Source organism: Phytoamicus setariae (assembly GCF_016722925.1).
Classification (GTDB): domain Bacteria; phylum Pseudomonadota; class Alphaproteobacteria; order Rhizobiales; family Rhizobiaceae; genus Rhizobium_E; species Rhizobium_E setariae.
Map to the genome: position 1 here is coordinate 81,659 of NZ_JAEQNC010000002.1, position 13,008 is coordinate 94,666.

The 13,008-nt window shown below is 59.9% G+C and carries 11 protein-coding genes; 6 read left to right on the forward strand and 5 right to left on the reverse strand.

Going from position 1 to position 13,008, the window contains the following annotated elements; all coding sequences use genetic code 11:
* Positions 1-296: 296 nt before the first annotated feature.
* Positions 297-1,481 carry a calcium-binding protein gene (locus JJB09_RS03100; protein ID WP_201652965.1) on the reverse strand — a complete coding sequence of 395 codons (1,185 nt, stop codon included), beginning with the start codon at positions 1,479-1,481 and terminating at the stop codon, positions 297-299.
* A gap of 243 nt (positions 1,482-1,724) precedes the next feature.
* Entirely contained in the window at positions 1,725-2,105 is a 381-nt protein-coding gene (locus JJB09_RS03105) for a DUF5330 domain-containing protein (RefSeq protein WP_201654129.1), read from the reverse strand.
* 453 nt (positions 2,106-2,558) lie between these two features.
* On the opposite strand from JJB09_RS03105, the gene JJB09_RS03110 reads away from it, so the two are divergent.
* Genes JJB09_RS03110 through JJB09_RS03125 form a run of 4 tightly spaced genes read left to right on the forward strand, consistent with a single transcriptional unit; the run spans position 2,559 to position 7,013 of the window.
* Positions 2,559-4,085 (forward strand): sensor histidine kinase, encoded by a 1,527-nt coding sequence (locus JJB09_RS03110; protein ID WP_246748560.1) that lies wholly within the window; start codon positions 2,559-2,561, stop codon positions 4,083-4,085.
* Positions 4,057-4,935: a peptidoglycan-binding domain-containing protein gene (locus tag JJB09_RS03115; protein ID WP_201652968.1), complete on the forward strand. Its 879-nt coding sequence runs from the start codon at positions 4,057-4,059 to the stop codon at positions 4,933-4,935. The genes JJB09_RS03110 and JJB09_RS03115 overlap by 29 nt, the downstream gene beginning before the upstream one ends.
* 42 nt (positions 4,936-4,977) lie before the next feature.
* Positions 4,978-5,346 carry a DUF1491 family protein gene (locus tag JJB09_RS03120; protein WP_201652971.1) on the forward strand — a complete coding sequence of 123 codons (369 nt, stop codon included), beginning with the start codon at positions 4,978-4,980 and terminating at the stop codon, positions 5,344-5,346.
* Positions 5,347-5,396: 50 nt separating this feature from the next.
* Positions 5,397-7,013: a M10 family metallopeptidase C-terminal domain-containing protein gene (locus JJB09_RS03125; protein ID WP_201652974.1), complete on the forward strand. Its 1,617-nt coding sequence runs from the start codon at positions 5,397-5,399 to the stop codon at positions 7,011-7,013.
* Positions 7,014-7,073: 60 nt separating this feature from the next.
* On the opposite strand, the gene JJB09_RS03130 is transcribed toward JJB09_RS03125, so the two are convergent.
* From JJB09_RS03130 to JJB09_RS03140, 3 genes are all read right to left on the reverse strand, one after another.
* Positions 7,074-7,511, reverse strand: a complete 438-nt coding sequence (locus tag JJB09_RS03130; RefSeq protein ID WP_201652977.1) for a globin family protein — start codon at positions 7,509-7,511, stop codon at positions 7,074-7,076.
* Positions 7,512-7,618: 107 nt separating this feature from the next.
* The gene (locus JJB09_RS03135; RefSeq protein ID WP_201652981.1) at positions 7,619-9,247 is read right to left on the reverse strand and encodes a PAS domain S-box protein; all 1,629 of its coding nucleotides are present in this window, start codon (positions 9,245-9,247) and stop codon (positions 7,619-7,621) included.
* Positions 9,244-9,993 carry a response regulator gene (locus JJB09_RS03140; protein ID WP_343228977.1) on the reverse strand — a complete coding sequence of 250 codons (750 nt, stop codon included), beginning with the start codon at positions 9,991-9,993 and terminating at the stop codon, positions 9,244-9,246. Before JJB09_RS03140 ends, JJB09_RS03135 begins: the two co-directional genes overlap by 4 nt.
* A gap of 215 nt (positions 9,994-10,208) precedes the next feature.
* Here JJB09_RS03140 and JJB09_RS03145 point away from each other — a divergent pair, with 215 nt between their 5' ends.
* Positions 10,209-11,483 (forward strand): calcium-binding protein, encoded by a 1,275-nt coding sequence (locus JJB09_RS03145; protein ID WP_201652987.1) that lies wholly within the window; start codon positions 10,209-10,211, stop codon positions 11,481-11,483.
* Positions 11,484-11,666: 183 nt separating this feature from the next.
* Positions 11,667-12,881: a calcium-binding protein gene (locus tag JJB09_RS03150; RefSeq protein WP_201652990.1), complete on the forward strand. Its 1,215-nt coding sequence runs from the start codon at positions 11,667-11,669 to the stop codon at positions 12,879-12,881.
* The last annotated feature ends 127 nt before the right edge of the window (positions 12,882-13,008 follow it).

The window sequence follows — 13,008 nt, forward strand, 5'->3', positions numbered from 1 at the left end:
CGCGAGGCAGATTCCCGGCCCCAAGCTTGCGATTGACCCCATGCTCTTCGAGGTCGAAGGCATCGTCATTCTGGAATATTGGCGGCGGCGGATCCGCCCCGCAAAAAAAAAACGCCGCAAAGTGGGGGCTTTGCGGCGTGTCAGGAATCACAAGTTCGGGGTCGAAGCCCTGGTGGGCAGGGGCAGTCGGAAACGTCAGAGCTTCAGCTTTGCGGGCGGGGCTCGGGGATGCGAATGGCGTGCTCCTTGCCGTCGACGGAACCGGTCAGCACCTGATCGGCCTTCTCTTTTGTTTGTCAGAAGTAGAAATCCTGCCAGCTCAAATCCTTGATGTCAGTGTCTTCGAGGGTCAACGTGTCTTTGCCCATATGGATCACCAGATCGCCATGCGACGCGGTGACATGGTTGTCGATCATGTCATTGAAATCAGCGATGACATCCTGGCCGCCGAGGTCAATGTGGTCTGCCCCGCTGGCAAAGTCGGTAATCACGTCTCGGCCGCCGCCTTTTGCAAAGAGAAACAAATCGGCCCCGGCGCCGCCGGTCATGATGTCGTTGCCGCGAGCGCCGTTCAGAGAGTCGAAGCCGGCAAGACCCTTCAGCCGGTTGTCGCCGTTGTTGCCGGTAAGCGAATTGTCGGCATCAGTGCCGATGCCATTGATATCGGTCTTGCCGCGCAAGACGAGATTTTCGACATTCGGCGTCAGTTTGTAGCTCACCGTTGCGAGGACTGTATCGCTTCCCTCGTTGAGTTCCTCCTTGAGATGAACATTGGCGTCATCCGTGATCAGCCTGTCATCGCCTTTCTGGCCGGAAATCTCGTGGTCGACGCTGCCGCCGCGATTGTCGAAAGTGTCGTTGCCTTCGCCCATAGTGATCGAACCCTTCATGCGGCCATGATTGATGACCGTCTCGTTCCCATATGCGGAGGAGAAAGCCCAAGGGCCGTCGATCAGGCCTTCATTGGTGAAGTGTGAAGCGGTGTCGTAAGTGCCGCTGAATTGGACGGCAGCGACCTGAGACGTGATGCGCGCGCCTTCGCCATTGAAAACACTGACCGAATGAACGCCACCGGAGATGAACCCGTTTTGATCACCACTGATGCGGCCGTAATTCTCAATCGTCCCGTTGCTCTGCGCCCATATTCCAAATCCGCTCGCGTCTATCCTGCCGTGGTTGACGACCAGTTGATCGAAGCCGCCAAGCTCAATGCCCGTGTCTGCCCCGATCGCACCCGTCTTGCCGATCCTGATCTCGCTGTCTTTGCCCGAAAGCGTCACTGCAGAGTCGAGATCGGCGGTCCCGCCAGCGATGTGCCCCTTTACCACGACAAGATTGTTGCTGACGCCACTCGCCTGGTAGAGCGCGTCGGCGCTGGTCGTGGTGATTGATGCATTCTTCCCAAGAACGTATGCGGTATCAGACGTGGTCATGGAGTAGGCGACGGTAATTTCGCCAGTGATTGGGTGAATCTGCAGCATGTGTCCGCCTTGATGGTGTGAGTGCCTGACTACTGGCAAGGACGGCGCAGCCAGATGTTTCAACGGCAAAAGTTTTGTTTCAATTGTTTCTGCGGCACGAAACATTCGCATGGAACATCAAAGGTGCGCCCGTGAGCCACGCACAAAAAAAGCGCCGCAAAGAGGGGTCTTTGCGGCGTGTCAGGAATGACAAGTTCAGGGTCGGAACCCTGGTGGGCAGGGGCAGTCAGAAACGTCGGAGCCTCAAATTTGCGGGCGGGGCTCGGGAATGGGGATGCGGATGGCTTGCTCCTTGGCGACGACGGAACCGGTCAGCACCTGATCGGCCTTCGCCGTCGCCGCTTCATCGGCAAACTGTGTATCGAGATAGGTATAGGCAACGCGGGCGCCTTCGCGGGCACGGCTGCCCAGCGCCGTGAAGGTTTCGGCGCCACGGGCACAGACATCGGGCTTTTCGCTGCACATCGATCCCACATAGGAGATGGCGCCGGCGGCGGCCCCGAGCGCATCGGTGAGTTCAACGCCCTTTTCACTCTGCAGGCGGGTGGCCGCCTCCTGGTCAAAAATCGGAAGCATCACCAGCACCAGTGAAAACCAGAAAACGCCGCGGATCAAAAACCACATTGTCTCAACCTTGCCTGTGTCGTGTATCGGAGCCGGAGCTCCGGTTCTGTTGTTGGCGGCATCTGTGCCGGTTCGGATGAGGCGACAATAGGAGCGATGCGCCAACAACCCCTTCAGCCAATCACGACGATTCACATCAAATTTGCCTAAAATTTGAATGATCGGCATTTGTATGGGGTTTTTCCCAGTTTTTATTCGAATTCGAGCCATCGTTGTTAAGGATGATGGCGGCGTGGCCCTGAGGTTGCAGGCACTTGCGCCGGATGGGCTTGCCGCAAATGTTAACAGACTGTACCAAAATGAGGATTTTCAAGCGGTTACGCCCTGTTAACCACGATTTCCGAAGTTCGCCGAACCTGTGCCGTTTTAGGAAATACGGGGCCGTTTTGGGTCTTCCGGCGGGGGCATTTTATCGTTTCCTTAAGCCCGGAATGCGATTTTCCAGACATCGGCATGAAGCCCTTGGAAATGGATCCGGTCGCGTTGAGAGTATTGAGTAACATCGCTGCGAAAGCACTTTCCTTACTGGAAGGAGCCCGTGCCGGAAGCCGCACAGCGCGCGCCGTGCCTGATCGTTCGCGCTTGCTTCCGCTGGATGTTGCTGCCGCCACTGCCGCTTCTGCTTTCGCCCTTTCCCTTATGATTCGTTCCGGCCAGGCCTGGTCTTCCGCTTTGCCCGCAGCGTCTGCGATTCTGGCCGTCAGTGTGGTGGGCTGCGTCGCTGCCCGCGACCTCCTGCCTCGCCGGCAGGCTGCTGCCGTACGCCAGGTGTCGGCTCCCATAACTGACCCGCTGGATCAATTGCCTGGCCTGATTACCCGTCATGACGCAGCGGGTGGAGTGATCTCGGCCCATGGCGCCGACCGTCGGACATTCGGTTTCGCAGCCACTCATGCCGACGGCACTGCCTTTATCGACCAGATTCATCTCGGCGGCCGCATTGCCTGGCTGAGCGCGATCGACGAGTTGCGCCAAGGTGCGCGGCGCACGACGACCGACCTGCTCTTCGCTGTCCGCAGCATCGATGGCGGCTATCGCCCGGTGCGCATCGAGATGTCGGCGGACTATGCTGCCGACGGCAGTTTTGCCGGCTTTCTCGCCCAGACACGTGACAGAAGCGAGGAATCGGCGCTGAAGGGGGAGGCCAACGCCTGGAACCTGCAGGCGCGGGCCGCCAACGATGCCAAGACACGGTTTCTCGCCGCCGTCAGCCATGAACTGAGAACGCCGCTCAATGCCATTCTCGGCTTCTCCGACATTCTGAAGGGCGAGTATTTCGGTCGCTTGGAAAACGATCGCCAGAGGGAATATGTCGACCTGATCAATCAGTCCGGCCATCACCTGCTGGCAGTCGTCAACACCATGCTCGATATGTCGAAGATCGAAGCGGGCCGCTACGATCTGGTCAAGGAGCCTTTCCAGATCGCCGATGCGATCCGTACCGTCGACGAGATGCTGGGCCTGCAGGCCAGGACCAAGGGCGTGGTGCTGACCGCACGTGTGGCCCGCGGCCTGGAGGAGGTGGTTGCCGATCGCCGGGCAGTCCAGCAGGTGCTGATCAACCTGGCGGGCAACGCCATCAAGTTTACCGCTGAGGGCGGCGTGGTCGCCATCGATGCTGTGGCGGAAGGCCGTTTGCTAAAGATCGCCGTCAGCGACACCGGTATCGGTATTCCCGCCGACAGGCTTGCATCGATCGGCCAGCCCTTCATGCAGGTCCAGAACGACTATACCCGCCGCTACGACGGCACGGGGCTCGGCCTTGCGCTGGTCAAGGGGCTGGTTGCGCTTCACGGCGGCACCTTTGCCATCGAAAGCGAAGAAGGGGCGGGAACGGTCATTACAGTCACCCTGCCGCTCGATGGTCAGGACGACAACGGTGGCGAAACCGTCGAGTTTCCGCCACGCCTGCGCGATAAGGGGATTGAACTGGAAACAGGGGAGAACCGCCATGGCAGCGTCCAAGCGAAAATCGCCTGACAAACGGAGCGTGAAGAAAAAGAAGGGGCCTTCGACGGTCGCGGTCATGCTGCACTCGGTCGGCGCGCAGATCGCCCGTCATCCGAGGTTGCTCGGCGGGGTCGCAGGCTTCAGCGTGGTGTTTTCCTTCGTCGCAGCCAATGCCCTCTGGTATCAGCCGAAGCATCATCCCGCGCCGCTCCTGGCTACCCGCGCTTTCGAAGCTGACGGCGTAACGCCGGTCAAGGTTTCCAAAGCCGGTGCCGACGATAGCGATCCTGGCGTCACCACGTTCCGCATCGAACGCCAATCCGAGGACAATGCCGCGGATGCCGCCAGGCCGGCAACTCCGTCGGCCTCGCCGCTCGTGCGCGACATACAGACAGCGCTGGCTGGCCGCGGTCTCTATGATGGGCCGGCAGACGGACTGACTGGCCCGAGGACCACATCGGCCATCGTCTTCTTCCAGGAGACCGAGGGGCTGGAGATGACGGGCGAACCGAGCAAGGAGCTGCTTGCGCGCATCCGCAATATCGACCAGGCCGTCGCCGTCATTCCGGACGAAAGACCGTCGATGGACCAGACGGCGAGTACGGCACGAAGGGCCGACGATGTCGCCGAGCTCATCCGCGCCTCCGCCCAGGATGTTCCCACGCCAATGAAGGCGCAAAAGGATGCTCCGGTGGAACTGGTGATGAAGATCCAGAAGGCGCTGTCCGGTCTCGCCTATGCCAATGTCAAGGTCGACGGCGTGGCAGGTGCTGCCACCCGCACCGCAATCCGAAATTTTGAAAAGAGCTATCGGCTGCCGGTGACGGGAGAGCCGTCCGAACGGGTGCTGAAAAAGCTTCAGTCGATCGGCGCCATCTGAACCGGACTTTGACTTTGAGCCCCTGCGGCTCTATGGCAGGCCATGCGCGTTACCTCAGATTTTTTCGTTTCCGCTCTTGTCCGCCGGGTGTTTTCATCGGGCGGCTTTGCCGCGATCGAGCGCAAGGGGGCGATGGAAGCCGGCGCGATCTTCATCCGGCAGCGTTTTCGCGATGGACTGGAAACACTCTATGCCCCGGCGCCACAAGCGTACTTCGGCGAGGGCAAGCCCAGCGGCCGCCAATTCGAGATCCGTATCGAAAAGGCCGAGGCGGGGGCGATTGATGAAGTGCTTGCGCGTGAAGCAAGGTTCGACAGCGATCTATGGGTGGTGGAGCTCGAGGCGGAGGCGGTCTCGGATCTGGTGGACGTTGCAGTGGAAGGCGGCGCCGAACCTGATCTGAAGATCTGAACACTGCGGGTCATTGCGTCGTCCGGCGCAATGGCGATGCCGGAGCGACCATGGGCAATATCTATACCAACCAGAACACCATCATCACCATCGATGATTCCGACAAGGTCTGGAAGATCGAGGAGAACGTCACGGTTGAGACGAGCGCGCTCGCCGTCGATGCAGCCGGAAACGTCACCGGATGGTCTCTGACCATTGTCGGCACGCTCCGGTCCGTCAACGGGCCGGTCGCGATGCAACTCGGCGCCGTCGGCCTGGCCGATTGCGAAGCCATGATCCGGATCGACAAGACGGACAATTCGACTGGCCTGTTCGAGAGCGGCGGCAAGGGCATCGTGGCCCTGAGCGGCGGCGTGACGTTCGAAAACATGGCCCGGTTCGAAACGGTAGGCACGGGCCTCGAGTTCACCGGCGCAGGCAACATCATCCGCAACGACGACGGCGCGGCCATCATGACGTCGACTGCGGGCTCCGTCATCGTGACCTCCGGGATTGGCGACAACATCTTCAATAACGGAACGATCTCGGCCTACGCCGATGCCATCGTCGCAAGCGGCGACCGCGTTCTCGTGGAAAATAACCTGGAGCTCCACTCGACCGCCGGCGCGGGTGTCGTCGTTTCCGGAGCCTTTGCTGTCGTTCACAACACGGGCGATATCGAATCGTTCAAGGACGGCATCCTGTCGTCGGGTCGAAAGGCGGCGATCACCAATACGGACGACATCATCAGCTCAGGAGCGGCCGGGATCCGCACGACCGGCAACAGCGCATCGATCGAGACAACGGGCCTGATTCAGGGTAAGACCGGCATCCTGTCGTCGGGCGACGGGCTGAGTCTTACCAACTACGGTACGGTTTCCGCCGCCGGAACAGCGATCCATATCGCCGGCGACGACGCCATCGTCACCACCACGTCGATTGTCAAAGGCAAGACGGCGTTCCTGGTGTCGGGAGACGATGCGCTGATCACCAATTCTCACATCATGGAAGGCCTCGGCGCCAAGAACGCCGCCATCCGGATCACGTCGACGGGAGAGACTGCTTTCACAAATACGGGCGCGGTTTATACGCAATCGGGCCTTGTGCTGCAGTCGGGCAACGGCCAGGAAAAGATCCTCAACACCGGCTCACTGTTCGGCGACGTCAAGCTCGGCGGCGGCAACGACTGGTTCAGTTCGCTCAAGGGCGAGGTGACCGGCACGGTCTATGGCGGTAAGGGCAACGACATCTATGTCGTCGGCATACCCCTGCAGATCAGGGAGAAGGCGGGCGAGGGGATAGATACTGTCCAGTCGAAATACACCTGGACTCTCGGCGCCAACATTGAAAACCTTCAGCTGCTCGGCAAGGGCAACATGGAGGCATCAGGCAACGCTCTCGATAACGTCATCACCGGCAATCGCGGCAACAATCAGCTTGCCGGGGGCAGGGGGGCGGATATCTTCGTCTTCAACAACGGTTTCGGGCGCGATATCATCACCGATTTCACCGACGGCAAGGACCGCATCGATTTCTCCCACCTGTCCGGCGTATCGAATTATCGCCAGCTCGCCAGCCACATCCAGCAGTCAGGCGATGATGTGGTGATCAGCTTTTCGGGCGGCAACCGGCTGGTAATCGAAGACATGCACAAGTCCGACCTCTCGGCGGCAGACTTTCTGTTCTGACCGGGACCGGCAGGCCGCATCGACGCGGCTGCCGGTCGCCTTTGCTTGTTCGGCGCAGCTTCACTCTGCTGCTTGCATGCCCGCTCCGGCCTGCCGTGTCGCCGCGATCATCACGCCGCTGACGATGCCATAGGCCAGCACCCAGGCGGCGCGAACCGGAGGGGTGAAGCGGTCGCCGAAGCTGATGGCGAGTGTCTGGATCAGGGCCGCACAAACCGTCTGGTAGTGGCTTTCCTCGACGCCATAGCGGACATGACGCACCGCCAGCCCCTCCAGCACCGGCACGACCTTGGAAAGATCGCGCAGGCTGGCGATCACCAGTCCCAGCGCTGCCATCAGTTTTGTATGCTGGGTGCGCATCTCGACATGCGTAAACAAGCGCCGAAGCGAGGGGTCGAGCGCAAACAGCCGCTCGTAGAACAAGGCTGCGGATTCCTGTCCGCCGCCGGAGAATTCCCTGAATGTCTCTTCGAGGATCTGGATCGTCTTGTCGTCCATGGCTGTGTTCCTTCTATCGATGGACACAGCATGAAGGCTCACTGTTTCATCAGAACTGCCGGCAACACGGAATTTTGTTTCAATTGTTTCGGACCTGTCAGGCTGTCTCAGGTGATGAGTGTGTCCAGCACACGCGCGATATCATCCGGCGCAAACGGCTTTTCGATCACCGGGCATCCGGTGCGCGCAAGGAAGCGCCCTGCCGACGGGCCGAGCGTGTCGCCGGTCACAAAGCCGATGCGCGACATGAGTTCCGGCCGGTTGGCTGAAAGCCAGTCATAGAGACCTGGGCCGTCGCCATCGGGCATGCGGATATCGCAGAGGATTGCCGCGATGGGCAATTCCGATGCCGAGATCAGCCGCTGCGCGGCATGTCCGCTTGTGGCGACCGTTGTCCTGTAGCCAAGTCCGCCGGCAATTTCGGCGATCAGTTCGGCAAGATCCGGTTCGTCGTCGACAACAAGCACATGCGCCTGCGCTCGGACAACCGGTGCGTTGTGCGACGACACATTGTCGACGGTCTCGATGTCGGCGCCGTTCTTGCCGGCAATCGGCAGTCGGATCACGAATTCTGCGCCGGTGTCGGGTTGCGGTATGGCCAGGTCCAGCGTGCCGCCATGCGCCTCGATCAACCCGCGCGACACGGCCAGTCCGATGCCGGTGCCATGGTCCTGCGGCTTGGTAGTGAAGAAGGGATCGAAAATGCGGTTGCGGATGCTGGACGGAATGCCGCCGCCATTATCACGGATGTGAACGACGATGGCGTCATTGCCCCTCTCATGGGTCGCCGAGAGCCATATCCTACGGTCCGCGCCGCCCTTTTCCTCCAGCGCCTGGCGGGCATTGACGATCAGGTTGACCAGCACCTGGTGGATGAGATCGGCGTCGGCGAAGGTTTCCGGCAGGCCCTTCTCAAGTTCGATCTCCACCATCACGTCGCTGGTCTTGAGGCTGTAGGACAGCAGTTCGGCGGCATCTGCCACCACTTTCGCGATCGATACGTAGTTGCGCTCGGCCTTGCGCTGGCGGGCCATGGCCAGAAATGTCTTGACGACGCGGGCGCAGCGGTTGGCTGCTGTCTCGATGCGGATCGCCCGGTCGGTGAAATCCTGCCCGCCGGCAAACGCATTCGCCTGCCGGCCGATCATTTCGCGTAACATCATGGCTTGGCCGAGCACGATCGACAGCGGATTGTTGAGTTCGTGAGCGACGCCCGAAAGCAGGGAGCCCAGCGCCGCCAGCTTCTCCTTCTGGTATAGGCTTTCGCGTTGCCGCTCGATCTCGAGTTGCGCCGATTTGGCGGCCGAGAGATCGCGAATATGCGCGGTGAAGAACCTGGTATCACCGACCGAGACGTCTGCCAGCGCCAGTTCCACCGGCACCATCGCTCCGTCACGCGTCATAGCCTCGAGTTCCACCCGCTTGCCGATGACGCTGGTAACGCCCGTCGATATATAGCGCGCCATGCCGGCATAATGGGCCGCACGGTACTTTTCCGGAACGATCAGCGCGCCGATTTCGCGGCCGAGGGCTTCCGCGCGGCTATATCCGAACAGGCGCTCGGCGGCCGGGTTGAAATCAACCACGCGACCGTCTCCATCGACGATGATCAGGCAGTCGAGAGACGTTGCGACGATGGCGCGATGCAGCGCTTCGCTTTCGGCCAGCCGCGCGATGGTGTCGGCGAGTTGCTGCTCGCGTACGCCGGTCTCGGTCATGTCGAATGGTGGGTTCATGGGACCCTTTTCGGTGGCGAGTAAATGTATCCGGCTCCGCGCACAGTCTTGATTGTCTGTGGCTTGGATGGATCTTCTTCGATCTTCTTGCGCAATCTGGTTACACGAATGTCGATCGACCGGTCAAATGGATCGTCATTCTTGCGATGCGCAAGTTCAAGCAGCCGGTCGCGTGAGAGCACCCTGTAAGGATTGGCGAGGAAGACTTCGATCAGGTCGAACTCCATGGAGGTGACCGGTTCTTCCGTTCCGTCCTGATGGGTCAGACGTCGCCCCTCCCGGTCGACCATCAGCTTGCCGAACGGTATCAGCATGTCGTTTTCCGCGATATGGATCGGGCGGCCGTTGGCGGCGGGCTGGGCTGCTCCGTCGGTGCGCCTGAGCACGGCGCGGATGCGCGCCTTCAACTCCCGGAGATCGAAGGGCTTGGTGACATAGTCGTCAGCGCCGACCTCCAGCCCGACAATCCTGTCAACGACATCGTCTGCGGCTGTCACCATGATGACGGGTATTTTGCCCCGTGCCCGAAGCCGCCGGGCAATGGAGAAGCCGTCTTCCTCGGGCATATTGACGTCGAGCAGGATCAGGTCCGGCAACGCTTCTGCCATCAGGGCATCGAGTGCGCGCCCACCGGATGCGACAAGCGCGTCAAAACCCTGGCCAGCCAGATATTCTGCCACCATTTCGCGCAGGTGCTCCTCGTCATCGACGACGATGATCCGTGCGCTGTCTCCGTTTTTCGCCACGTCCCGATCTCCACCCAGGCGGCGTGCCCCTGACTCGAAATACCGCATTTCCAATCTGCGCGCGCGCTCAATCTTCAAGGGCATGACGGATAGACGTTGCGCGTTATTTGAGGAAAGTTGCAATTGAAACAATTGAAACAAAAATGACACTAAAGAGCGGATTTTCTGAAACAACGCCGGAATAAACACTGCCTCATTGAAATCAGGAGGCAACCATGGGCACCGTAAGGATCTCGAAGGACCGGACAAGCCCGGTCATCGCACACAAGGATGATACCAACTGGATCGTGGAGAAGGGAGCGACGATCACCGTCGGCGCCGGCCAGGTCGCGATTGACGCTAAGACGTTGCACGAGAACAGGTCGATCACCGTCGAGGGCAGGCTCGTCGGTACTGCTCTCGACAGCCACGGCATCTTCCTTGGCGAGGAAATGGCGCTTGCCAAGGGCGCGAACATCACCGTCGCGAAATCCGGTCGCATCGACGCGGGAGGCGCGGGCATCATGTCCATGGCCGACGATCTTCACCTCGTCAATCACGGCAAGATCAGCGGCGGCGCCGCAGGGATTCAGGCGTTCGGAGACAGTTATATAAAGAACACGGGCATGATCTACGGCCAGTCTGGCGCCATAGCCCAGGGCATGGGAAATTCCACCTTCGTCAACGAAGGAACAGTGGTCACTGACGGGGTCGGATGGGGCGGCTTCGTGATGACCGGCATGACAGCGCGCATCATCAACAAGGGCGAGATGACAGCAGGCCAAATCGGCGTGATGAGCATCGGTGAGGTTGGTTCACGCATCATTCTCACCAATTCCGGAACCATAACCGGCGGCAATGCCGCCTATGCCGCGACGAAGGAGATTACGACCGACATAGTCAGGAACCGGGGGGAGATCGCCGGGGATGTCATGCTCGGCAAGGGCAACGACACGTTCGACGGGCGCGGTGGTACGGTCGGCGGCATCGTCTATGGCGGCGAGCACAACGATACCTACATTGTCGACAGCGGCCAGACCACGTTCATGGAAAGCATCAACGAGGGGTTCGACGTGGTGAAGGCGGAAGTTTCCTGGACGCTCGGTGCCAATTTCGAGAATCTCACGCTGCTCGGCAGGAACGGCCTGTCCGCGACTGGAAACGCAGTAGCCAACAAGTTGATCGGCAACGCCGGCGACAACACGTTGAACGGCATGGCGGGCTTCGACATCCTGCAGGGCGGTGCCGGCAATGATCGTCTGCTGGGGGGCAGCCAGTCCGACGTTTTCATTTTCTCGAAAGGGTTCGACAAGGATGTCATCGGCGATTTCGAGGACGGCATGGACATGATCGATCTCGGTAACTTCAAGGGCATCGACGATTTTGCCGATGTCAGCGGCCTTTTAAAGCAGGAGGGTGCCGATGTCACAATCCGCTTCGGCGATGGCGACGTGCTACGGATCGAGAACATCGACAAGGCAAGTTTGACCACGTCGGATTTTCTTTTCTGACAGCGGTCTCCTTTGCAAGAACCGGCTGTGCATGGTCCCGGCGGGATGAGCCTCCCCGCCGGGTTCTATGTTGCTCAGAAACCTTACGTTGCATGCATGCCGTAAAATGAGTAAATTCGAAGCGCAACCGCACTGAAAGTGCGCGCGATAATTTCTTCATTTCTTTTGAGCAATGGAGCACACATGGCGACGCATACGATCAAATCCGACAGCAGCAAGCAGTGGGTCATCAACAAGGATAACGACACCTGGAACCTCGCCGAGAATGCGACGCTGCATGTCTATGGCAAGACGGCGGTCTATGTCGCTGCCGGATACGAGCGGAACACGCTGAACATCAACGGCGATATCCTCAATACCGGGGGAGAGACTCCGTCCGGTCCGGATTTTGAAGCAGCGTCGCTTGGCATCTATGTCGTCGGCAACAACAACACGATCAATATTGGCGCAACGTCGCACATCATGGCTGGGGCGGGCGTCGTTGCCCTCCAGTCGAATGGCGCCACAGTGAACAACCGCGGTGACATCGTGGCTACGAATGTAGGCATCGTCCTGGGGGGCGCCGGTGTGGTCGTCAACTCTGGCGAGATCACTGGCTTTCAAGGCGTAAGCGCTGGTGCCGACAGCACTGTGACGAACACGGCCAGCGGCAGGATCATCGGCGGCGCGGGTGCTGTCGAATTTTCTGAGGACGGCGACAACAAGCTCTTCAACCAGGGTTTCATCGCCGCAGCTGGAGGTCCAGTTGCCATTGCCGATGGCAATGGCAACTCCAGGATCATCAACACCGGCACGATCGAAGGCGCGGTCTCACTGGGCGGCGGCAGCGATCGCTTCGACACGAGCATGGGTGTTTTCAGGGGAACGGTGACCGGCGGCGACGGTGATGACACCTATCTGACGTCATCCAAGTTGAGCGTCATCGAGGCGGTTGGCGAAGGCACTGACACCGTCCGATCCTCCGCTTCTTTCACGCTCGCTGCCAATGTCGAGGCACTCGTTCTGACCGGCAAGGCCATCAACGGCACCGGCAACGAACTGGATAACACCATCACCGGCAACGCCGGCAACAACAAGCTCGACGGCAAGGCAGGTGCGGATGTTCTCGATGGCGGCAAGGGCAACGACATCCTGATTGGCGGCACGGAAGGCGACCTTTTCCTGTTCCGCCCCGGTTATGGCGTCGACACGATCAAGGATTATGCTGACGGCACCGACAAGATCGGGATTCTCGGTTTTGCCAAGATCGATGATTTTTCCGAACTGACGATTAAGCAGAATGCCAGAACCGACGGCGATGTCTGGATCGAGCTCGGCAACGGCGACAGGATCGTCATCGAGGACACCCTGAAAACCGACCTCGACGCAACCGACTTCCTGTTCTCCCTGGTTGTCTGATCGGCCCCGAAAACGCTGAGGCGGGAGCCTGCCTGGTCGTTCCTTTTCTGGTTCAAATGCACTCTGGCGTTGTGGCGCGCATGTGTCTAAACATGCGTCGACCACTCGAATGCCCGATAATTCATTG